At 44.8% G+C, this 21583-nt stretch carries 21 protein-coding genes; 9 read left to right on the forward strand and 12 right to left on the reverse strand.

What is annotated here, in order from left to right; translation table 11 throughout:
- The first annotated feature begins 134 nt into the window (after nt 1–134).
- Nucleotides 135–977 carry a restriction endonuclease gene (locus tag QUF61_RS09070; protein WP_289681388.1) on the forward strand — a complete coding sequence of 281 codons (843 nt, stop codon included), beginning with the start codon at nt 135–137 and terminating at the stop codon, nt 975–977.
- 163 nt (nt 978–1140) lie between these two features.
- On the opposite strand, the gene rsxG is transcribed toward QUF61_RS09070, so the two are convergent.
- The 3 genes from rsxG to QUF61_RS09085 are packed head-to-tail and all read right to left on the reverse strand — an operon-like array spanning nt 1141 to nt 3124.
- A complete protein-coding gene (gene rsxG / locus QUF61_RS09075; RefSeq protein WP_103919191.1) occupies nt 1141–1794 on the reverse strand; it encodes an electron transport complex subunit RsxG in 654 nt (217 codons plus the stop codon).
- Nucleotides 1795–1803: 9 nt separating this feature from the next.
- Nucleotides 1804–2091, reverse strand: coding sequence for a hypothetical protein (locus QUF61_RS09080; protein ID WP_289681389.1), 288 nt, complete (start codon nt 2089–2091; stop codon nt 1804–1806).
- Between the two features lie 7 nt (nt 2092–2098).
- Entirely contained in the window at nt 2099–3124 is a 1026-nt protein-coding gene (locus tag QUF61_RS09085) for an RnfABCDGE type electron transport complex subunit D (protein WP_289681390.1), read from the reverse strand.
- Between the two features lie 58 nt (nt 3125–3182).
- Here QUF61_RS09085 and QUF61_RS09090 point away from each other — a divergent pair, with 58 nt between their 5' ends.
- From QUF61_RS09090 to QUF61_RS09100, 3 genes are all read left to right on the forward strand, one after another.
- On the forward strand, nt 3183–4418 hold the full coding sequence (locus tag QUF61_RS09090; protein WP_289681391.1) for a permease: 1236 nt from the start codon (nt 3183–3185) through the stop codon (nt 4416–4418).
- A 150-nt stretch (nt 4419–4568) separates the two neighbouring features.
- The gene (locus QUF61_RS09095) at nt 4569–5918 is read left to right on the forward strand and encodes a sigma-54-dependent transcriptional regulator (RefSeq protein ID WP_289681392.1); all 1350 of its coding nucleotides are present in this window, start codon (nt 4569–4571) and stop codon (nt 5916–5918) included.
- A gap of 14 nt (nt 5919–5932) precedes the next feature.
- Nucleotides 5933–6265 (forward strand): hypothetical protein, encoded by a 333-nt coding sequence (locus QUF61_RS09100; RefSeq protein ID WP_289681393.1) that lies wholly within the window; start codon nt 5933–5935, stop codon nt 6263–6265.
- Nucleotides 6266–6292: 27 nt separating this feature from the next.
- Here QUF61_RS09100 and QUF61_RS09105 read toward each other — a convergent pair whose 3' ends face one another.
- Both QUF61_RS09105 and QUF61_RS09110 read right to left on the reverse strand, forming a co-directional pair.
- Nucleotides 6293–7336, reverse strand: coding sequence for an AAA family ATPase (locus QUF61_RS09105; protein WP_289681394.1), 1044 nt, complete (start codon nt 7334–7336; stop codon nt 6293–6295).
- An 80-nt stretch (nt 7337–7416) separates the two neighbouring features.
- Nucleotides 7417–9000, reverse strand: coding sequence for an IPTL-CTERM sorting domain-containing protein (locus QUF61_RS09110; protein WP_289681395.1), 1584 nt, complete (start codon nt 8998–9000; stop codon nt 7417–7419).
- Between the two features lie 139 nt (nt 9001–9139).
- Between QUF61_RS09110 and QUF61_RS09115 the strand changes: the two genes are divergently transcribed.
- The 3 genes from QUF61_RS09115 to QUF61_RS09125 are packed head-to-tail and all read left to right on the forward strand — an operon-like array spanning nt 9140 to nt 12737.
- Nucleotides 9140–10192: a hypothetical protein gene (locus QUF61_RS09115; RefSeq protein ID WP_289681396.1), complete on the forward strand. Its 1053-nt coding sequence runs from the start codon at nt 9140–9142 to the stop codon at nt 10190–10192.
- Entirely contained in the window at nt 10192–11724 is a 1533-nt protein-coding gene (locus QUF61_RS09120; protein ID WP_289681397.1) for an SAM-dependent methyltransferase, read from the forward strand. Before QUF61_RS09115 ends, QUF61_RS09120 begins: the two co-directional genes overlap by 1 nt.
- A 47-nt stretch (nt 11725–11771) precedes the next feature.
- Nucleotides 11772–12737, forward strand: coding sequence for a hypothetical protein (locus QUF61_RS09125; RefSeq protein WP_289681398.1), 966 nt, complete (start codon nt 11772–11774; stop codon nt 12735–12737).
- A 97-nt stretch (nt 12738–12834) separates the two neighbouring features.
- On the opposite strand, the gene lysA is transcribed toward QUF61_RS09125, so the two are convergent.
- Complete coding sequence (lysA, locus tag QUF61_RS09130; RefSeq protein ID WP_289681399.1) at nt 12835–14076, reverse strand: diaminopimelate decarboxylase; 1242 nt, start codon at nt 14074–14076, stop codon at nt 12835–12837.
- A 6-nt stretch (nt 14077–14082) separates the two neighbouring features.
- Nucleotides 14083–14277 carry an LPS translocon maturation chaperone LptM gene (gene lptM, locus QUF61_RS09135; protein ID WP_289681400.1) on the reverse strand — a complete coding sequence of 65 codons (195 nt, stop codon included), beginning with the start codon at nt 14275–14277 and terminating at the stop codon, nt 14083–14085.
- A gap of 151 nt (nt 14278–14428) precedes the next feature.
- Here lptM and QUF61_RS09140 point away from each other — a divergent pair, with 151 nt between their 5' ends.
- Nucleotides 14429–15151 carry a magnesium transporter CorA family protein gene (locus QUF61_RS09140; protein WP_289681401.1) on the forward strand — a complete coding sequence of 241 codons (723 nt, stop codon included), beginning with the start codon at nt 14429–14431 and terminating at the stop codon, nt 15149–15151.
- Between the two features lie 25 nt (nt 15152–15176).
- Here the strand turns inward: QUF61_RS09140 and QUF61_RS09145 are convergent, their stop codons facing one another.
- The 5 genes from QUF61_RS09145 to mgtE all read right to left on the reverse strand — a co-directional run bounded on the left by QUF61_RS09145 (nt 15177) and on the right by mgtE (nt 20435).
- Entirely contained in the window at nt 15177–16319 is a 1143-nt protein-coding gene (locus tag QUF61_RS09145; protein ID WP_289681402.1) for a sensor histidine kinase, read from the reverse strand.
- Nucleotides 16320–16368: 49 nt separating this feature from the next.
- Nucleotides 16369–16758, reverse strand: coding sequence for a PilZ domain-containing protein (locus QUF61_RS09150; protein WP_289681403.1), 390 nt, complete (start codon nt 16756–16758; stop codon nt 16369–16371).
- Nucleotides 16759–16824: 66 nt separating this feature from the next.
- Nucleotides 16825–18156 carry a phosphate regulon sensor histidine kinase PhoR gene (phoR, locus tag QUF61_RS09155; RefSeq protein WP_289681404.1) on the reverse strand — a complete coding sequence of 444 codons (1332 nt, stop codon included), beginning with the start codon at nt 18154–18156 and terminating at the stop codon, nt 16825–16827.
- Nucleotides 18153–18848, reverse strand: coding sequence for a phosphate regulon transcriptional regulator PhoB (gene phoB / locus QUF61_RS09160; protein ID WP_289681405.1), 696 nt, complete (start codon nt 18846–18848; stop codon nt 18153–18155). Before phoB ends, phoR begins: the two co-directional genes overlap by 4 nt.
- Nucleotides 18849–19031: 183 nt before the next feature.
- Nucleotides 19032–20435 (reverse strand): magnesium transporter, encoded by a 1404-nt coding sequence (mgtE, locus tag QUF61_RS09165; RefSeq protein WP_289681406.1) that lies wholly within the window; start codon nt 20433–20435, stop codon nt 19032–19034.
- Between the two features lie 286 nt (nt 20436–20721).
- Here mgtE and QUF61_RS09170 point away from each other — a divergent pair, with 286 nt between their 5' ends.
- Nucleotides 20722–21513 (forward strand): hypothetical protein, encoded by a 792-nt coding sequence (locus QUF61_RS09170; protein WP_289681407.1) that lies wholly within the window; start codon nt 20722–20724, stop codon nt 21511–21513.
- Nucleotides 21514–21583 lie beyond the last annotated feature (70 nt).

Here is a 21583-nt window from a genome sequence, read left to right on the forward strand (position 1 = left end):
GGCATGAAGATGCCTGAATATCATCGTATGACGGAATTGGAGGTAAGGCTTTTGGCATAATTCTATCTTTTATGGTGTCTATTTTTCCTATATTTTAACTCATTTTATGCTGACCGGGAATTGCTGCCTCACCGGTGCATCCTCATCAAGCAAACCGCATATATTTTAACTCATTTTATGCTGACCGGGAATTGCTGCTTGAATACAACGTTCAGCGAGGTGAGCAGGCTAAAAGCATCAGCTATGATCAAATGAAGTTTGGTAACAGTTTCAAGCTAAAGGAAACCTCCAGTGAGCATAATGTCCACTCGATTCACTCAGCAGTGAAATACGACCTGATCGGCAAGGTGGCTGAAAACGTGCAACTGACCAGACATACTGTTACAGAGATTTTATCAGGACTCGAAAAGCCGGTATTTGCACAGTTTAAAAACAACCCGGAAAGCTTCATCTCTGAAGCCACGCGCCTGATTCAGGAACAAAAAGCGAGCGTTATTATCGAGCACTTGAGCTACGATGCTGTAACCGAGACTCATGACATCGATATCTTTACAGATGGACAAAGTAAACAGGACTTCAGTAAAGCCGGAGATCTACTTAAACGACATATATACGACTATGTCATTACCGACTCCAAAACAGAACGTAATTTTGTCAAAGAGCTTGATACAAGTTCCGAAGTAGTTGTATACGCTAAATTACCAAAAGGATTTTCAATCCCCACGCCGGTTGGAAACTACAATCCCGACTGGGCCATATCCTTCAAAGAAGGTACCGTTAAGCATGTCTACTTTGTCGCAGAAACCAAAGGCTCCATGTCCAGCATGGAACTCCGTGAAATTGAAAAGACAAAGATAAAATGTGCACGTAAGTTCTTTGATGAAATTAATCGAAAGATTGACCCTGAAAATGTAAAATATGGTGTGGTAAATAGCTTTAGTAAACTGATGGAAATTGTTGGCGCTGGGGCTATCTGAATGATGCTATAGAAAATTGTTATGAATGTGCTTTTCTACCTCATCAATAACTTACTGTAAAAAAATGCTGATATAAAATCTCACACAAAGTTACAAAAACATCAGGAGCCTTCTTTGCGATCTTGGCGGCTTTGTGTGAGATTTTTTTCATCGTATGTCGAACTCAGATTTGTTCATTTGGATTCGCTTCAAACAACTGCTCACGATACTTTTCATAATATTTCAAACTTTTAAGCACGGCGCGAACTACAGCTCTCGGTGTAATCGTCGCGCCGGTGAATTGATCAAACACTCCACCATCACGCTTAACCTGCCAGCGATCTTCTTCCGGGTTATGCAATGAATGGCCTTGAAAACGGGTGATCCAGTCTGACTTACGTTCATCAACATCATCGCCCAGGCCTGGTGTTTCCTGGTGGCTGATCACGCGCACGCCGAGTAAAGTACCCGCATAATCAATACCTACCAGTAAACGGATATTACCGTTATAGCCATCGGGGGCAACCGGCATAAAAGCCAGGGCCACTGGCTGTCCTGCTTTACGCGCGCGATAAACAGTGATGGGATCAGAGGTACCCAGTAATACCGGGTGTTGTATTTCAAGCGTGTCTATCAGTAAATCATTATCGTGCAGCTCTGGTGGTAACAATTGGTGCAGCTTATTGAGTAAGGCAGCCCTTTCGTTGTTTTGAATTTTTTCACGAGTGCCTTCATAAGTCAGGGCCACAAGTAAGGTACCGAATACGGCAAAAATCAGTAAGACAATACCGCCACGCGCTGCATTTTTCAGTGCTGAGACTTCTTGTTTTTGGTTCATGAAACTTCCTTAATCTGCATTCGCTTCCGTGCCTGCTGTTGTGTCTGATGGGATGCTGGTTTTTATTTCTGCTTCATCTTCTTCATTGTCTTCATCCAGATTTTCCTCATCTGCCTCTTCATCCTCATCTTCCGCAGGTGCCTCTTCTGTTTCCTGGGCATTATTTTTTTCGCTGTGTTGGGCATCACTCTGCTGGGTTACGGGCGGGGCAACCTTCAGACGCGTGGCAACATCATAGTAACAGGCAAAAAGTCCCATGATAAAACTTAAAAAAGCAACAATTAACAGTTTTATCATGTCTTTTCTAATCCCGGTTTTCTGCGCCAAAAACCGGTGGCTGGGTATAATAATCCAGCGTGGGTACAGCCATATTCATCAATAAAACGGCAAATGCAACGCCATCAGGATAACCGCCCCAGCTGCGGATAATGTAGATAAGCAAACCAATGCCTGCGGCATAATAGAGCTTGCCACGATTGGAGGTTGCTGCGGTAATTGGGTCAGTGGCAATAAAAAAAGCACCCAACATGGTTGCACCGCTGAATAAATGGAATAAAGGCGAAGGCATGCTGTCGAGATAAAGCACATGAAATAAACTTGCAATTACAAACAGGCTGCCCAGCAAGGCAACAGGAATCTGCCAGCCAATAATTTTCCGGTAAACCAGCCAGATGCCGCCTAATAATAAAGCCAGACTAATCCATTCCTGTTCTTGACCGCCAACCAAGCCAAAACCGGGTAGTTGCACAATTTCACTGAGCATCCAGGATTCGTTCAGATGATTTTTCATCACATCCAGCGTTGTGGCACCACTTAGACCATCAACCTGTAGGTTGTTAAAAATAATCTGAAAGCTTTCCATAAACCCCGCATAAAATACCGTACCATTGGCATCAGCAACTTGCCATTGGGTCATTTCCACCGGAAATGAAATGAGTAACATGGCATAACCTACCATTGTGGGGTTGAAGCTGTTATAACCCAGGCCACCATATAAATGTTTGGCAAATATCAACGCAAAACTGATACCCAGTACACTAATCCACCAGGGGGCCAGCGGTGGAATCGCAACTGCCAGCAAACAGGCGCTGAGTAAGGCGGAATTATCACTGACAAAGGCTTTAATCGGGCGTTTGCGTAGATGCAGCATTACAACTTCAGTCACTAATGCTGCGGTGCAGGTCAGTAGTAATTGCCAGAATATGCCCCAACCATAAAAGATAAATATCAATAAAATAGCGGGTATCAAGGCGTATAATACCTGGCGCATAATTTCAGAAATGGTATAAGACTGGTGGCTGTAAGGGGCTGGACTGACTGTAAATGGCATTTCACGCATCCTGCGGGTGTAAATTCGGGTTGATTATAACATTCAGGAAAATTCCACTATGGATTTATTTATACATATTTTAGAACAAACCCTTTATTTCTATAATGAAATTGCCATTTATCTGGTATTGGGTTTTGTAATTGCAGCATTACTGCATATTCTGTTTCCAGAATCACTGGTGCGTAAACATTTAGGGCATAACTCCTTTTTATCAGTATTAAAATCCACCGCTTTTGGTATTCCGCTGCCGATTTGTTCCTGTGGTGTGGTGCCGGTTGCCGCTTCCTTGAAAAAAAGCGGGGCTTCCAATGGGGCTACGGTTTCTTTTCTGATCTCAACCCCGCAAATTGGCGCGGACAGTTACTTAATTACCTACTCATTATTAGGCTGGATTTTTGGTGTTTTTCGCATTATGGCCGCTTTAATAACCGCGTTGGCTGCCGGTTTATTTGTGAATTTATTTCAACGCAAGCCAACAGGCATCGATAAACAAGAGGCAACAAGCTCAGGTACACAGGAAACTGCCAAAGATCGTTTGTCTCATATTGGTCGTTATATTGAATATGAATTACTTGGCCCAATCGCCAATGCGCTGTTGATTGGCATTGTCATTGCGGGTTTTATCAGTGCTTTGGTACCAGAAAATTTCTTTGAAGCCTGGATGGGCGGCACCTGGACATCAATGTTGGTTATGCTGGTGGTGGGCATCCCCCTGTATATCTGTGCTTCCGCCTCAACCCCAATTGCGGCCTCGTTAATTTTGAAGGGCATGTCACCCGGCGCGGCTTTGGTATTTTTATTAGTTGGTCCGGCAACCAATGCCATGAGCATTGCCACCGTACTGAAAATCGTGGGTAAGCGCGCCACTGCGATTTATTTATTAACCATTGCCGTGGTCAGCTTGTTATTGGGCGGCCTGTTAAACCTGATGGTTGCACATTATGGGATGGGACAAATCATTTTTACCCATCAGCATGAATTGTTACCCGCCTGGCTGAAATTAATCGGCTCAGGCTTGCTGTTGTTGATGCTGGCTGGTTATTATATGCGTCGCTTTTTTTCACAAAAAACACAGGAGATGTTGGATATGAGCAATCGTATTACCTTAACCGTTGATGGTATGACATGTATGCATTGCGCAGCGAATGTTAAACGCGCTGTTGAGGGTATTGAGGGTGCCGCTGACGCGCAAATTAATCTGGAAAATAAATCAGTTAGCTTTGAGTTGGATGACAGCAGCAAAACTGAGCAGATTAAACTGGAAATCCGGGCTGCGGGTTATGAAACATCATAAAGTTTTCCAGCCAGTTTTGCGTTAGTACTCTGCTTGCCCTCGCTATTGAAATAAAATGACTTCCAAATACTTCAATGGCATTGTTTCTGGCATCCTGCTGCAAAAAACAGGATAATGGCCCTTTTTTTATGACAAAGAACGACTAGGAACATGAGCGCACACATTCTTGTTGTTGATGATGAACCCGATATTTGCAGCCTGCTACAGGAAATTCTTGAAGATGAGGGGTTCCATGTTGATATTGCTGAAAATGGGGAAAGTGCCCGCAATTTACGTCAGGAAAAACGTCCTGATGTGATTTTACTGGATATCTGGATGCCGGATATCGATGGCATTTCTCTATTAAAAGAATGGATGGAAAGTGGTTTGAATGAAACCCCGGTCATTATGATGTCCGGGCATGGCACGGTGGAAACTGCGGTGGAAGCCACCCGTTTGGGAGCCTATGATTTCATTGAGAAACCCATTGCCTTATCCAAACTCTTATTAACCATTCATCGTGCCTTGGAAATAAGTAATCTACGGCGCGAAAATACCGGCCTTAAACATAATGTTGAAGTTGCTGAGCCATTAGGGCGCAGTGAGGTGATGAACACCCTGCGCGAGCAGGTATTGCGTATGGAGCATCACGATGCTTCGGTATTGATTATCGGCGAGCCAGGCAGTGGTCGCTCGCTGTTTGCGCATTATCTGCACGATAACAGTCCGCGTAAAGGTGCGCCATTTATCAATGTGCGTATTGCTGGCATGAGCGCGGAAAATCAATCGGTCGAATTATTCGGTAGCGAAGGCAACACCCCGGCGCGTTTAGAGCAGGCAAATGGCGGTACCTTATTTATCCGTGATATTGCTGATTTAGACAGCGCGCTGCAAGCAAGGCTGCTCAGTAGTCTGGAAAACCAAGCCTTTGTGCATAATGCCACAAATCAAACCGTGCCGATTAATGTGCGTATTATCGCGGCGATCCCTTATGAATTAGAGCAGGTGGTCAGTACCGGAAAATTACGTGAAGACTTGTATTATTATCTGAATGTCCTACCCTTACATATACCACCTTTGCGCGAACATTGTGAAGATGTGCCGGAGTTGCTGGAGTATTATGTCAACCTGTTTGTTACTCAGGAAAATCTCCCTTACCGGCGTTTTACCGTGGCCGCACAAAATCGTTTACGCAATTATCATTGGCCGGGTAATGTGCGAGAATTAAAAAATCTGGTACAGCGCCTGTTAATTTTAGGCCATGATGATGATATTGATGTGGACGAGGTTGAACCCACGCTCAATGCACAGCAACGTGCGGTCACGACCAGTAATATGCCAATTTTTGATTTGCCATTGCGAGAAGCGCGCGAGCAGTTTGAACGGGCTTACCTGGAATATCAGTTGCAGGAAGCCGGTGGTAATGTCAGCAAAGTTGCCAGCCGGGTAGGGCTGGAGCGCACCCATTTATATCGCAAACTGCGTGCGCTGGATATTGATCCGAAACAGACGAAACGATGATAGAGGACAGCTTTATGTATCAATCACTTATCACCAGTATCACAGTTATTGCTTTATTAAGTTCGACTATTGCATTTGCTGAAGGCAGCGCCCGACATAGTGAATTATCACTACAACACGGCATCAATGCCAGCGCTCAAGGCGCGGCAGGTAGCGCGCAGATCGTTTCAGGCGCTTCCAGTGTGCCGCTGGGGGCTTCTGCGGCGGTTAGTGGTACTTTGGCGGAAGATCTATCCGAATCAGCACAGCTTAAAATTGGTGATCCCCTGCCTATCGGTGATGCGGTTGTCAGCGCTGGGCCTGCGCCGAATGAAGCCTTACAGCAATCTACAGCGGTAGATGAATAGTTATGCTCATCTACTTAAGCTGAATCATTACTCATACAACATCACTTCTGCCACCTGCTGCGCCCAAGCTTGAAACTGTGGCACACGGAACAATTCATCACCAATGGCGCGTTGCATATCAGAAATGAGCATCACGCCCATTTCACGCTGTGGGAAATAACCGGCATATTCTAAAATACGCCCGTATACTGCCTGTGAATCCTCGCTGCCCTTGGCACGGATAGCGCGACCCACCAAAGCTGAGGCTACCGCATATTGTAAGTCGATAGCCTTAGGCACGGGGACATCCTCGCCATTTAAGATGGCATCCAGGCTGGGCATATTCTCCAGGTTATCAATAAACGCTTTTAATTCAATGCCTGCCGCCGGGCCAATACAAGCTTGCAGCCCTCCCAGTAATAAATCCGGCAATTCCATGAATTTTTGCACAGCACGATGGGCAAACTCCCAGGAGCGCGGCGAAGGGAAAGCTACGGGATTATGCGCGGGATCAAAATCAAATAATAATTCCGGGCGAAAACGCAAAAATCCGATAATACGCTCATCAATCTGATTCTGATAAGCCCAGGCCACCCAGTCATCCAAATGGGTATCCACTTCAAAATGGGAAAAACGGTTTGCCAGCGGCGCGGGCATGGTGTAAGTCACGCCACGATCACCCTGGCGGTTGCCTGCTGCGACAATAATCCAATGCTCCGGCACTTCATAAGCGCCCAGACGCCGATCCAGAATCAGTTGGTAGGCTGCCGCAGAGACACTGGGTGGAGCTGAGGTAATTTCATCCAGAAACAGTATGCCGGCTTCACCATGACGCTCACGGTCGGGCAATAAGGCGGGTACTGCCCATTCCACCAGTTCTTTGCTGCGAAAAGGAATACCCCGTAAATCACTGGGTTCCATTTGTGATAGACGGATATCAATCACTGGCACCTGATGCCGTGCAGCAACCTGAGCCACAATCTGGGATTTACCCACACCCGGCGGCCCCCATAACATAACCGGTGTATGATGTCCGGCAACGGCGCTGATAAATTCACGATCAAGTAACACACTCAGTTGAGCTGGACGCATCTTGTTATTAATCCTTAAAGTTCAGATGTTTCGCTGTAAGAGTGACTTTGATATATGCGTAGCATGCAAAATTCAAGAGCCTATGAAATCTCTCTCACTTTACGCATTCCCAGACCTAGCACTAATAAAGACAATAAAATCATCGCCCATTCTGACAGGGTGGGAATTGAGGCTGCGGGATTATTGACTGTAGGCACTGGGGCAACGGCTTGTCCAGTCACAAATAAACGAAACAGTGGCATTGCCGGATCATTGCTTTGAAATTGTAATCTACCGCTGAACTGTCCGATTGTTGTGGGACTAAATTGTACCCCAAAACGGCTGGTGCCTCCGGGGGTGATAGGCGTTTGTGGGAAGTTGACCAGTTGATAAGCCGCAGGCAGACTGGAATTACTGAGCACTAAATCAGCCGTGCCGGTGTTTTGCAGCGAGATTAATAAAGTTTGGCTGCCACCACTGGGCAGACTGGCAAAGTTCAGGTTATCCACATCGCTGTTCAATGCTTGCCCATTACTGTTCAGTACCGTCAGTTTGGGCACTGTGCTGATAACGCTGCCTTGCAAAGATAGTTGAAACGGATTTTCATCCGGGTCATTATTATCCAGTTGCAAGTTCCCGGAAAATTGTCCAGCATTATTGGCATCCAGTTGCACGATTAAATCCAGACTGGCAGCAGATGCCAGCAACGTTGGCAGGGCGCTGGTATTTTGCAGGGAAAAGCCTGCAGGTAAAGTCAACTGACTCAGGTTCAAGTCCGCAGCACCAAGCCCAGCGCTGTTTTGCACCCGCAAAGTTTTTGTCAGTGGCTGGTTTTCAGGTGTGCTGCCAAAGTCAACAAGACTGCTGCCGCTGACTAAATCTGTAGCCCCATCAAATATCTGAATTTCAGCAGGAATGGTACTGAAACCACGTAAAAAAACCGCAGAATCAAAACTGGAATCACGCACATCGGCAACTGCCAGTTTCAGATGGTATTGATTGCCTGCCGTCAATGCCGTGGTGGCAGTTTGCAGGCGGGTAAAACCGTCATATTCAATCGCAAACGGAGCGACTTGATTGGCAAAATCATTATAGTCATTATTAACAAATTCAGTGCTATTGCTGGTTTTATTAATACTGTTAATCGAAATATTGGTCAGATTGATTTTTTGAGTGGGGTTAGCGATATCATGCAGAAAAAAACCAAAAACATCATTAAAATTGGAATTTACAAACTCATTATATTCTTCTGAGGCTAACAAATATTGGAAAGACAGATTGCTACCCTGGGCGAGAAAGTCAAATTCCAATACTGCCGCATCGTAACTGCTGCCTGTTGTGGTTAAGTTATTGAGATCGCTATCCCCTGCACTATTAAAATTGGTTGTTTTACCACCGGAAAGGTTAGGGCCGCTGGCATCCTGGGTTTTGCCTGTACTCAGCACAATACCACTATCGATGTCCAGGCCGGAACTTGTCCCCTGATTGAACACAGCCGCTGCTTCAGTCGCGCCATGATACTGGCATTGCGAAACCGAAGAACCGGCAAGGCAGGCTTGTGGGTCATTGAGCAGTTGCTGCACCAGGGTATTGGCTGTTTGCGGACTTAATATATCAAGCGCACTCGCCACGGGATTAAGTAAGGTTAAAAATATGGCTGTTAAAAAATATGCTATAGGTTTCATGGTTTATATTCCTGAACATCGGGTTTTATCCAATAATATACAGGGCAAAACGAAAAAAGTCTTGTTTGTTGCTTATTCACGCTATGGGTTTTGTTACACTAAAGAAACGGGAACAATAATTTTATAAGGTCAAATCCTCATGACAGAAAAACAGACAAAAACCTATGAAATGATGTGGGACTGTAAGTTTTGCGGCACCACCAAGCTGCTGGGTAAAACGCATCGTTATTGTCCGGCCTGCGGCGCGGCGCAAGACCCGGAACAACGTTATTATCCCTCGGATCAGGATAAGGTTGCAGTTGAAGATCATCAGTTTATTGGTGCTGACAAGCTTTGTCAGGCTTGTGATACGCCAAATGCCGCCAATGTTGAGTTTTGTATCAGTTGCGGTTCGCCCATGAGCGAAGCGGCGCAGGCGAAAGTACGGGATTCACAGTTGCGTGCTACTGATGAAAGCTTCTCGGAAACACGTCAGGCTGATCAACTGACTGACCAGGCAACAGCAGAAAAAGCACAATTGGCTGCGCAACAGGCAAAAAAGAAAAAACAAATCTGGATAATTGCCGGCGTAGCGGTGGTTATTGCTTTAATTGCCACATTTTTGCTGTGGAGCAAAGAAGTGACGGTGGAGTTGCAGCAACATCGTTGGGAATACAGTATACAAATCGAGCAATATCGCGCCCAGGCCAAAGCCAGTTGGTGTGATGCCATGCCACATGATGCTTATCGCATTAATCGCAGTGAAAAAGTGCGCAGCCATAAACAGGTAGCGGATGGTCAGGAATGCAGTATGCGCCGTATTGATCAAGGTGATGGCACCTATCAGGAAAAACAGGAATGCCGCACCCGCTACCGTAAAGAACCCATTTATGATCAATATTGTAATTACCAGCTCAACCGTTGGGCGCACAACCGCGCTGCAACCAGCCAGGGACAGGATAAAAAACCACGCTGGGCCAGTTTTAAGCTGGCTTGTGGCGGTCAAAGACAAAGCCAGAAGCTGGGTTGTGAACGCGAAGGGCAGCGCTTGGCCCAGCATTATTTGATGCTCAGTGATAAGCAAAATGGTAAAACCTATCAATGCGAGGTGCAGCAAGCCTTGTGGCAACAGTCACAGCTTAAATCACGCTGGCATCTGGACATTAATCTTGCAGGTAGTCCACGTTGCGGCACTTTGGAGCCTTTAAGGTAATGGATAAAAAAGGCAGTTTAATCGTCGCTGGCTCTGGCATAAAAAGTATTGCCCATATCACGCTGGAAACCCGCGCCTGGATACGTAGTGCAGATTTATTATTATATTGCGTTGCTGATCCGGCAACTGCCATCTGGCTGCGCAAACAGAATCCACGTTGCACTGATTTATCCGGCTTTTATCAGGATCAGCAGCCGCGTATACAAACTTATCAAAACATGGCGCAATACATCATGCAGGAAGTACGGCGGGGGCAGCAAGTCTGTGTCGTGTTTTACGGTCATCCCGGCGTATTCAGTCTGCCGCCACATTTAGCCATTGCCATGGCGCGCGCAGAGGGTTTTCCTGCCGCCATGCTGCCCGGCGTTTCTGCTGAAGATTGTTTGTTTGCCGATATTGGTTTTGACCCGGCAAACAGTGGTTGCCTGAGTCTGGAAAGTACGGAAATGCTGCTATGCAAACGGCAGTTGCCTACAGATATGCATGTGATTTTATGGCAACCCGGTAATGTCGGTGAGCTGCATTATCAGGAAAAGACCCATGACAACCCGAATAAACAGGTATTGCTGGAATATTTGCAGCAGTTTTATCCGGCACAACATGCAATATTTATTTACCAGGCCAGCCCTTATCCAGGCTGTCCGGCACAGATTGAATACCTGCCTTTAGCGCAATTACAACAGCGCAGCTTAGGTTCAATCAGCACCTTATACCTGCCGCCTGTATCGCCACCGCAGATTGATAAAAGCATGGCTGAAAAACTGGGTATAGCGTTAGAATCGCCCATACCTGAAAATAGTGAGCAAACGCATAACAACTCAGCAACAGATGATGCCATCACGTTGAGCGCAATGACCAGTCATGCCTGCCCACCTGCTAAACAACCCTTGCCAGGTCGTAGCGCACTGACAAATTTATTGGAAAATTTTGCTCTACAACCCGCATTACTTGCCGTATTACAACAGCAACCCACGGTAATACGTCTGGCAATGACACTGAATCAAACGGAATACCAAGCCATTTGCGATGCCAGTCCCAGCGCAGTTTATCAAGCTTTGTATCAGAGTGAGGCCATCACCTCCCAAACCAGCAATAATCTGGAAAAGCTGGAGCAGAGCAAGCCACAACAAACATCGCAAATGCAAATCAGCGTATCGGCACAACAGTTTTTTTATTTGCTTATTGCTCAAACAGATTTGGCTGCGGCTTATGCCGAAGTGACAGCGCAGGCGCAAATGTCAGAGCAAGCCGCGCAGTTGCTTGAACAGTGGTTACAGGAGCAAGGGCAGCAATGCAAGCCACAGGAGCTTTATGCCTGCTTAACATTACAACCCCATCATTTTTCCATACCGACACTGAATTATGTGCGCAAACTGATTAAAATGGCGACCTATGTGGCGCAAGGGGAGAAGTTGCCTGGTAGTGATTGGTACGATCTCATGGATATTTGGTTGGACATTTCCCGGAATCTTCGCCAGCATAAACACTTACAAGCGGCGATACCACAACCGTTGGTTGTACGCAGTGAATAATAAAAAAGAAGCTTATATCAAACTCAGCTTATTTATTAAAGGCACCCATGTCACTAAGCCCTGTAAAAATTAGATATCTCATATTTTTTATTGCGATTATCGCTTGTTTGGGCGTGTTATTTTTCACTGGTCTGATTGAGTTCCCTTTTCAAGATTCCAAGCCCATCACCGTCGTTAAAGAAACCACGCAAAAAATTAAAAATAAAATTCCCTTTATCAAAAAAAAGAAAAAACCTGAACCTAAACCCGAGAAGCTGCCTAACAGTAATTTTCAGCTCAATGCACTCGATACCCAGTTAAATGATTTTCAAAATAAAATTCAGGTGCAGGCACAACTTTATCAAATTATACGCCTGCAAAATAAACAATTATTACGGCAATATGATGGACAACATAAAAATAATAAAACCCGTTATTATCAACCCGCTTGTAATCACGGCAACCCTAATGAAAGTTGTCAGAAACGCCGGAAAAATCAGGTTTTAAAATTAGTTGCTGAGCTTATAAAATTCTCTAAAGTGGTAAGTGATCTGAGTCATAAACGAACCACGATAACTACAACATTGAAAGAAGCTGAGCAAATCCTCAATAATATGAGAAAGCAAATTCAACAGCAACAAGCGCAGGTTGAACAACGTCAACAGCAGTATGAAAAAAATCTGAATCTTGATCACGTATTGGCAGAAAATTATGATACTTATCAGCAACATGTAAAAAATGCCATGATTACAGAAATGAATGAACAATTCCAGCGCTGGACTGAGTTTGATGAGCGTTTGGGCTATTTACAAAATAACCTTTATACCTACCAGCAACAACAAGAAATGTTATTAAATCTTATCAGTACTTTTGCACCAATTTTCCAGGAAGCCGCTAATAGCGCAGCACTTTCACAGCAAACACGGCTTTCTCCAGAAACCAGTATTTTGCTTACGGATATGGAGCAGTTATTTCAAGATTTTGATGCCCAGCTTGGTTTATTGACAGGCCTTCCAGGTGCTGTTAAACCCTGAAAAAATTGCTCATTCTCTACTGGCAACGCCGACATTCTGTCAGCTTTCTGGGGCTACCGTCTGGAAGACGGCACCCCTGGCAAATTACAAAGTCGTATTAGATGCACTCCAACACCATTAAATCATCCAGCGTTTCTCTTTTGCGCACAACTCTGGCGGTGTCACCCTGCACCATAATCTCCGGCGGCCTGGGGCGACTGTTATATTGCGAACTCATCACAAAGCCATAAGCCCCCGCAGAGCGCACGGCTAAAATATCTTGTTCACAAATCGACAGATGGCGCTGCTTGCCAAGAAAATCGCCCGTTTCACAAATAGGCCCAACAACGTCATAAGGCAATGCTTCACTATCATGCCGAGGTTGCAGCGGAATGATTTCCTGCCAGGCTTGATATAAAGATGGACGTAATAAATCATTCATAGCCGCATCAACAATGGCAAAATGATGCACTGGTGTCGTTTTCAGGTATTCCACTGTGGTTAATAAAACCCCGGCATTCGCGGCAATTGCACGCCCTGGCTCCAGCAAAATCTGATAAGGTGCATCACCCAGCGCTGCATTTAAGGCCTGACAATATTGTGCAGGTTCTGTCGGGCTTTCACTACGATAACGCACACCCAACCCCCCCCCTAAGTCAAGATGATGCAGTTCTATACCTTGGGCTTTTAATTGTTCAACCAGTTTTAACACCCGTTCCAGGGCATCCATAAATGGACTGATTTCCGTTAATTGCGAACCAATGTGGCAATCAATACCCATGATTTTAATATGGGATAATGTAGCCGCTTCCTGATAAACATGTAAAGCGGCATCAACATCAATGCCAAATTTATTTTCTTTTAAGCCCGTGGAAATATAAGGATGGGTGTTGGCATCAACATCGGGGTTAACGCGAATGGACACGGATGCCTGTTTATCCATCTCTGCGGCAACCTGATTTAAACGCAATAATTCCGAACGAGATTCGACATTAAAACAATAAATACCCACTTCCAGCGCGCGACGCATTTCCGCTTCAGTCTTACCCACGCCAGAGAAAACCACTTTCCCCGGATCGCCACCTGCGCGTAATACCCGTTCTAACTCACCCTGTGAAACGATATCAAACCCACTGCCTAATTTTGCCAGCAAAGCCAGTACAGCAAGGTTAGAATTCGCTTTTACTGCATAACAGATTAAATGGGGGCGTCTGCTCAAGGCATCATCAAAAGCACGCCAATGGCGCTCTAAAGTTGCCGCAGAGTAGACATAACACGGGGTACCATATTCTTTGGCCAATTGTTGTAAATCGACATCTTCAGCATGCAGGGTACCTGCTTGATAACGAAAATAATCCATGATGTTTTATTTTTTATCCGTTGTGTGAGGTTTTTTATTCATTGTTTGTGCTTTCTGTGGCACTTTGATGGTATCAGGGCGCGTTTCAGTTTGTGCTTCGGCTTGTGCTTGCGGTAAATATAAAGGGCCTTTCTGACCGCACGCTGTCAATGTGAAGCTCAACAAACAAAGAAACAGAAAAAATAAACGAGATAAAGGCATTTGTATTTTCAGTCTGTATTAAAAAAAGGCATTACTTTAGCATATTTAACCTGGGTTCGGTGTAAGCTTCTTTATAGCTGCTGTGCAGCTAAAAATCACTTCCACCTTACGCCAGATTATTGATAGTGTGTACCAGATTTAGGAGAATTTAATGCAAGCTGAAATTGTGCCTCGTAACTGGGCAGTACCAGAAATATTTCGTGCCCGTTTTGGTAAACATAGTGGACGACAGCGTCTGATGGCAGCAGATGGACATTTGCTGCTGATTTTACATTTACCACCTCAATGTGATAGTAGTGAACGTCAAAGCCGTTTATTCTGGTGCTCGCCAGAAGGACATTGGAAAGCATCAAAAGCAGCAGGAGATGGTTGGCGGGCTTTACTGCAATTATTGGAACACTATCAGCAAATAATAGAAAAGTTTGAAATTCATCTGGAAAAAGCACAGCAAGCGGAAGATTTTTTTAAGCTGGTACGTGAAATTGCCCCGATTGCGCGTACCTTGCGCCATCAACATGATACGCTACAGCAGGCGCGTGAACAGTTTCAATCCGTCAAAGAACTGATTTCCCTGCGCGATCATGCTTATCAACTGACACGTTCTGCGGACTTATTAGAACAGGAAGCCAAATATGCAATGGATTTTACAATTGCCAGACGCGGTGAAGAACAGGCCGCGCTCAGCCATAAAATTGCTGCTTCAGGACATCGTTTAAATTTACTGGTCAGTTTATTTTTACCCGTTACCGCGCTGGCAACCATTTTCAGCATGAAGTTCCCAAGCGGTCTGGAAATGTTGCCGGGTATATTCTGGATTATACTGGCTTGCGGTGTTGGGATAGGTTATATGATGCGGCAATCTTTAGACGAGTAAATCGCCCTGCCGCGCAATGGGGTCATTATTCCGCACGTTCATAAGGAAAACGCAAACTGACCCGGTAGCTGCGTTCATCGTTTTGGATATCTAAATGACCCTGACGACCATAATAGACATTCAGACGTTGACGCAAGTTCTCCAGCGCAATCCGGTTGCCTTTACCTTTTTGTGGCACTGGCATATCCGGTGGTGGCAGTGGATTTTCAATATCAATTTTAATATCGTGCTCATCACTCATGCCGACCACTTGAATTAAGCCACCTTCGGGCAAGGGTTGAATACCATAATAAATGGCATTTTCCAGTAATGGTTGCAAACTAAGTTTAGGCAGCAGCGCATCTTTGGGAATGGTTTCCATATGCCATTCCACTTGCAAACGATTGCCCATACGCAGTCCTTCAATGCGCAGATAACGTTGACATAACTGTAACTCATCTTCCAGCGTTACCCGCTTTTTGGCATCACTTAAGGTGGCACGAAACAGTTCAGACAAATCTTCTACAGCCTGCTCTGCCAAATCCGGATCAAAGCGGGTTAAACTGGCAATGGTATTCATGCTGTTAAATAGAAAATGCGGGTGAATACGCGCCTGCAAAGCCTGCACCCGAAATTCCGCTTCGGCCTCAGTGGTCAGACGCCAGTGGTAAATCAGATAAAAATAACGCAGTGCCACAAGGGTGACAATGGCGCTGATTGCCAGATTACGAAACATAAACAGGTGATAGCGTATCGGCACCACATTAATCAAACCTTCGCCTGTAATTCTTAATTTCATGGCTGGCATGATAAATTGCTGCTCTGAACCCGGCATGGGGTTTTTTACCGAGCTTATCACCGGATTAACAAAAAAATACCAGGCAATATGGGTAAATAGTGCCGTAATTAATAAGATCAGCATATAACTGAATAACACTGCAAATATTTTATTGCGCCGTTCCAGCCAATTACGCAATAAACATAACAACATGCCACTGCAAAGTGTTACGCCCAGAGTAAACAGGGAAACATGCCAGAGTATTTCCAGTTTGTACTGAGCCACTTCCATCGGTGCTAAAACCAATAAAATTGCTAACAACTGAGAAATCATCAGGGCGCTGAATAACATTTGCCATTGACAGAAGTCCGGCAGAAAAGTGCTGGTTGGAGAGGAAGAGGCTGGCGGCATGGTGTTTTAGCCCGAGGCAAAATGTCTATACGAAAACCTCGTATAGACGCTAAGCTTCATCTAACGGTTTAACATAACGTGTGGGATGAAAATCAGGATCAAAACCTAATAAACTCTGAATTTCCTGGATTAATTTTTGATCGGCAACGGGCAAATCAGGAAACTGGCAACCGATAACAAACAGATGATCCTGATGCACATAAGGACGAAACCAGCGGATTTCCACAGTAATGGGAAAGATAGGTTGATGAAATGGTAGATGTTTGGGTAAATGAATCCAGAATTTCTGGATGTCTCCCGGTTCAATGGCGTGATGGGCAATCATTAACATGCCGTGTAAAGAAATATCTGCCAGATAACCCAGCAATTTTCCTTGTGCATCCATGATATGTGGGTAACGATGCAATTGTCGGCGATCTTCCAGGCGCTGATTTTTCATAACTTTCCCTTTTACCAAAGTCTCTGTACATCCAGTAGATTTACAGCATTTTTTGATGCTTAGTACCTACAATACAATCATTTTTACCGGAAAATTACAACAAAAACAGCTTCCCTGAGCGACTTGACTTTGAATTTCAAGGTGAGCGCAATGCCGGTTTAAGACGTGTTTGACAATTGCCAGACCCAATCCTGTACCACCTTGATTACGGGAGCGCCCAACATCCACCCGATAAAAGCGTTCAGTCAAACGGGGCAAATGCTCAGACGCAATACCCTCTCCGCTATCGGTTACACTCATATGCGCACCATCATCATCCCAGAACCAGCGAATATGAATTTTGCCTTGTGCAGGTGTATAACGCACGGCATTAAAAATCAAATTACCAAATGCGCTGTTGAGTTCATCAGCCTGACCATAGACTTGTAAATCAGGCACGGATTCCAAGCTTAGTTGATGTTGCTGTCCACCGCTTAAGGCGATAGCTTCAAGATGTAGGTTTTCCAATAATTGGGTAACAGCAACCGGTACACTTTGCTCATTGGGTACTTCTGATTCCAGACGAGATAAAACCAGCAAATCATTAATAATATTCTGCATCCGCAAACTTTGCTGTACCATTAATTCCAGTGGCTGCTGCCATTCCTGTGTCAGCTCCTGACAGGCTGGTGATTGCTGCTGCGCGCTGAACTCATCTTGAAACGTTTCAATAAAACCGTGCAATACCGTCAGTGGCGTGCGCAATTCATGGGAAACATTAGCAACAAAATCCTGCCTGATCTGCTTTAAGCGGTGAAGTTTAGTCACATCCCGGGCAATTAATAAATGCTTATTGCCGCCATAGGGTACCAGTTGCACCTGTAGCATCTTATCGGGATTGCAAGGCGAGGGCATTTCTATGGTATCGCGTAAGGTTTCTGGAGGGCTTTGCAGGTATTCATGGAAAATTGGATTATGAATCAGCCGGGGTAATAATTTGCCTGTATCACAGCAGGCTTTTAGACCCAACAGACGCGTTGCGGCCCGATTGAGCCATTCAATTTTATAACGGCTGTTCAGTACAACCGTCGCATCTGGCATTGCCTGGGTGGAAGTACGAAAACGATTGAGCAGGTTAGTCAGTTTACGTTTACGTTTACGATTGTGTTTTTGTAAACTGGAAATTTTATTAACTGCCTTACCCCACAACCCCACCGTAATGGAATCGGGCAATACCAAATTGTAATCTTTCTCCAGCCAGCATACCAGACGATATAAGTTAAACAGGTGCCAACTGAGTATCAAAGTAAGCGTTATTAACAACAGTTCCAGGGTATACCCCGTCAGTGTACTGAGCAGGGCAACTAACAGAAAAGTGGTGCTGATATAAAAAAATGTATAAAGCAGTGATGATTTCATGAATGCTCAGAAAAACGATAACCCACACCATGCACTGTTTGGATAATATGATCGTATTCATAATCTACCAAGGCTTTACGCAAGCGACGAATATGCACATCAACTGTACGCTCTTCAATATAAACATCATTACCCCAGACCTTGTCTAATACCTGACTGCGACTGTAAACCCGGGTTCTATGCATCATAAAGAACTGTAATAAACGAAATTCAGTTGGCCCTAAATGTACATCCTGCTCACTAATTGTTAGGCGGTGTTCTTCCGGGTAAAGTTTTAACGCCTGAATGCGCAGACAGCTTTCTGCATCCTGTTCGCCCGAACGTCTTAGCACCGCGTTAATGCGCGCAGATAATTCTCGCGGTGAAAATGGCTTGGTGACATAATCATCCGCACCGACATTCAGGCCATGCACCTTATCAGCTTCTTCAGCGCGCGCTGTCAACATAATAATTGGAATATTCTGAGTTACTTTTTGTTTTTTCAGATGGCGCGAAAAGTCAATACCACTCAAGCCGGGCAACATCCAATCCATGAGGATTAAAGCGGGAGGCTGCTCAAAAATCAAGGCCTTTGCCTGTTCTGCATCACCTGCCTCCTGGATATCAAAACCGCTACGTTGCAGGTTCATTCTTAACATTTCCCGAATCGGCGCTTCATCTTCGACCAGTAAAATAACAGGTTTAGGTGTCATAACATATCGAGCCATAGTAGTGGAAAATAAGAATTTTACCAAAAACTGAAGCTTATTTTTTATACAAAATAAAGAAATTTTTGTATAACACCCCAGCCATATGTCAACGTGAAGCAAAAGTGGTTTTTTCGTATTTCAAATCTTCAAAACCTGCAAAAAAGAAGCTTTTGCGTAACACTAACCCTACAAATAAATCTGTGTCGCAATAACAAAAAAGATAAACACACCGATAATATCATTACCAGTGGTGATAAAAACCCCGGTTGCAACTGCTGGATCAATGCCAAAACGATGTAATAACAAGGGGATAGTTGCACCTAATGAGGCGGCAATGATAACCACCAGAAACAGCGACAGGCTACTGGTTAAGGCGAGCTTCAGTGGATTATCAAAATTCATCACCGTTGAAAATAATAAAATACTGATAATTAAAGTTACAGCAACCACCAGCCCATTAACCACCGCCCCTAGCAGTTCTTTGCTTAAACGTGGTAATAAGTCACTGGACCAGACTTCACCGGAAGCCAAACCTTGCACGGCAATGGTTGCACTTTGAATACCGGCATTTCCCGCCATTGCCATGACGATGGGAATGAAACTGGCAAGGATCACCGCACGTTGTAGTTCACTTTCAAAGGAGCCAACCACCGTTGCCGCCAAACCTGCACCCAGCAACCCCCCTAATAACCAAGGCAAACGTCCCCGGACAATTTGCCAGACTGAACTGGTGGGTTGTTCGTCCGCAGAAATGCCCCCCATTTTACGTTGATCTTCTTCGGCTTCTTCACGGATGACATCAACCACATCGTCAATTGTGATGCAACCCACTAAACAATTGCTGTCATCCACTACCGGCAAGGACAACATATCATAGCGCTCCATCACCAATGCGACTTCTTCCTGATCCATATCAGTAGGTACCGATACAACATCGGTGTCCGTAATCTGTGTGATTGGTGTCATCGGTACGGCTAACAGCAAATCTTTCAAGCTGACAGAACCCAGCAAATGTCCATGCTCATTGACCACAAATAACTCAGACAATTCTTCAATTTGATCGGCGTGACGACGCACTGCTTCAATGGCCTGACGTACGCTCCAGCCATTAGGTACGGCAACATAATGTGCCGCCATAATGCCGCCGGCAGAATCTTCCTCATAGGTCAGCAACTGTGCAATCGCACTGGAATCCGATAAGGTTGGCAACAATTTGGCAATCAGGTGGGGGGGTAAATTACTGAGTACATCCGCTGCATCATCGGTATCCAACTCTTCCAGCAACGGCGTTAAACGTGGTACAGTCGCTTCACTTAACAAACTGGTACGAAATTCATCGTCCAATTCTGCCAGTACGCCGCTGGCAAGCTCAGTGGGTAGCCATTGAAAAAATTGTCTGGCGTAAGGGTAGGGCAGGTGTAAAACGATAGGTGCAATATCTGCAGGATGCCAGTCATGAATTTTATCCAGCACGATATCTCGCTTTCCCTCCTCAATCAGTTCATATAAAGTGTTAAATAATGCAGCTTCAGCTTCACTAAAACGTGCCACTTTTTTGACTGTGGCCGTAGGTAAGGGTGAATTTGTCATGGGACACTTCCTTGATATAATGGTTGCCGAGGAAGCCATCAATACTGAGACAGCAGCCTAGGAGTCTATCGGACTTCGGGTAATCTACTACAAAAAATCTGGATTTGATCAAATTTTCTATTTATTTTTGTTAAATAGAATCGCTTGAAGTACAAAAAAGAAGTTTTTGCGTAACTCCAGTTATTTAATCTCGGAATACGTATTGCATATCATTTTACAGGTTTTATGTAATTTAAACCTCAAACTGTTTATCCACCGTATGTAAAAACCAGGCTGGCATACTATTATGCAAGAAATTGATATTGATGAAATGCGCCAGATTTTGCAAAGAACACCACCGGAAACTTTGCGTCGGGTACTGCCCAGAGAATTAATTCAGGATTACATCAAGCACCATTTGCTGGAAATGGAGCGCATGATGAAGTCGTTTCAGGCAGTATTAACCTTTCCAACCACTGGTCGCTATCTTCCCCAACAGGCTTTAGCACAGATGCAGGAACTATTAATCCAAGATCTGGATGGGCATGTGAAAAAAATTCAGGGAGAGATCCGGCACTTGCTCAATACCATTTTGCATATGAAAGTTGCACAATCTCATATTATGCTCAATGTAGTGTCCAATTTTGCGCTGCCTTACTGTCTGCTTAACACCATTGATTACCGCGTGAACCAACATACGGTTGTTCCCTGTTACGTGACCTTGTGGGCGCAGCAGGAAGAAGCTAAATCCCCCGTTTATGTCTGGACGGAGCTTTCTCCCATCAATCCGGAAAATACCATTCCACTGCATGATCTTAAATCGAATCCACAAATTGTGCGTTATCCCACAGGACAAGCTGAATTTCAGGCGTTTAATACTGTTATTTCCGTGGAATTACATGATGTGCCAACCCGTATGGATGCAGAACTCAGCGGCAAATCTGTATTAGAACTCCTGAAAGAATTAAAAGCGTTGCGCGAGTCCCTGGTGCGCAACCAGAAGTTACCAGGCAACTTTTTACATATCCGCTGGGCGCGTTACCAGAAGTCTTCACCGACTTTTATCGCTATTCGTGAAATGGATATTGCTGCGACTTAAAACCATAGTATTTTTCCTATCGTATTAGACTGATATGCAATTTAGGCTGATATGCAATATACTTTAATAA

It is taken from the genome of Candidatus Venteria ishoeyi, assembly GCF_030378065.1.
In the GTDB taxonomy this organism is placed as follows: domain Bacteria; phylum Pseudomonadota; class Gammaproteobacteria; order Beggiatoales; family Beggiatoaceae; genus Venteria; species Venteria ishoeyi.

Excerpts from the sequence above, each read along its gene's own strand:
- lysA (WP_289681399.1), bottom strand. The coding sequence starts at position 14,076 with ATGGATTATTTTCGTTATCAAGCAGGTACCCTGCATGCTGAAGATGTC.
- QUF61_RS09105 (WP_289681394.1), bottom strand. The coding sequence starts at position 7,336 with ATGCGTCCAGCTCAACTGAGTGTGTTACTTGATCGTGAATTTATCAGC.
- QUF61_RS09120 (WP_289681397.1), top strand. The coding sequence starts at position 10,192 with ATGGATAAAAAAGGCAGTTTAATCGTCGCTGGCTCTGGCATAAAAAGT.
- QUF61_RS09150 (WP_289681403.1), bottom strand. The coding sequence starts at position 16,758 with ATGAAAAATCAGCGCCTGGAAGATCGCCGACAATTGCATCGTTACCCA.
- QUF61_RS09080 (WP_289681389.1), bottom strand. The coding sequence starts at position 2,091 with ATGATAAAACTGTTAATTGTTGCTTTTTTAAGTTTTATCATGGGACTT.
- phoR (WP_289681404.1), bottom strand. The coding sequence starts at position 18,156 with ATGAAATCATCACTGCTTTATACATTTTTTTATATCAGCACCACTTTT.
- QUF61_RS09170 (WP_289681407.1), top strand. The coding sequence starts at position 20,722 with ATGCAAGAAATTGATATTGATGAAATGCGCCAGATTTTGCAAAGAACA.
- QUF61_RS09095 (WP_289681392.1), top strand. The coding sequence starts at position 4,569 with ATGAGCGCACACATTCTTGTTGTTGATGATGAACCCGATATTTGCAGC.
- QUF61_RS09145 (WP_289681402.1), bottom strand. The coding sequence starts at position 16,319 with ATGCCGCCAGCCTCTTCCTCTCCAACCAGCACTTTTCTGCCGGACTTC.
- QUF61_RS09110 (WP_289681395.1), bottom strand. The coding sequence starts at position 9,000 with ATGAAACCTATAGCATATTTTTTAACAGCCATATTTTTAACCTTACTT.
- QUF61_RS09100 (WP_289681393.1), top strand. The coding sequence starts at position 5,933 with ATGTATCAATCACTTATCACCAGTATCACAGTTATTGCTTTATTAAGT.
- QUF61_RS09115 (WP_289681396.1), top strand. The coding sequence starts at position 9,140 with ATGACAGAAAAACAGACAAAAACCTATGAAATGATGTGGGACTGTAAG.
- QUF61_RS09085 (WP_289681390.1), bottom strand. The coding sequence starts at position 3,124 with ATGCCATTTACAGTCAGTCCAGCCCCTTACAGCCACCAGTCTTATACC.
- QUF61_RS09140 (WP_289681401.1), top strand. The coding sequence starts at position 14,429 with ATGCAAGCTGAAATTGTGCCTCGTAACTGGGCAGTACCAGAAATATTT.
- mgtE (WP_289681406.1), bottom strand. The coding sequence starts at position 20,435 with ATGACAAATTCACCCTTACCTACGGCCACAGTCAAAAAAGTGGCACGT.
- rsxG (WP_103919191.1), bottom strand. The coding sequence starts at position 1,794 with ATGAACCAAAAACAAGAAGTCTCAGCACTGAAAAATGCAGCGCGTGGC.
- QUF61_RS09090 (WP_289681391.1), top strand. The coding sequence starts at position 3,183 with ATGGATTTATTTATACATATTTTAGAACAAACCCTTTATTTCTATAAT.
- phoB (WP_289681405.1), bottom strand. The coding sequence starts at position 18,848 with ATGACACCTAAACCTGTTATTTTACTGGTCGAAGATGAAGCGCCGATT.
- lptM (WP_289681400.1), bottom strand. The coding sequence starts at position 14,277 with ATGCCTTTATCTCGTTTATTTTTTCTGTTTCTTTGTTTGTTGAGCTTC.
- QUF61_RS09125 (WP_289681398.1), top strand. The coding sequence starts at position 11,772 with ATGTCACTAAGCCCTGTAAAAATTAGATATCTCATATTTTTTATTGCG.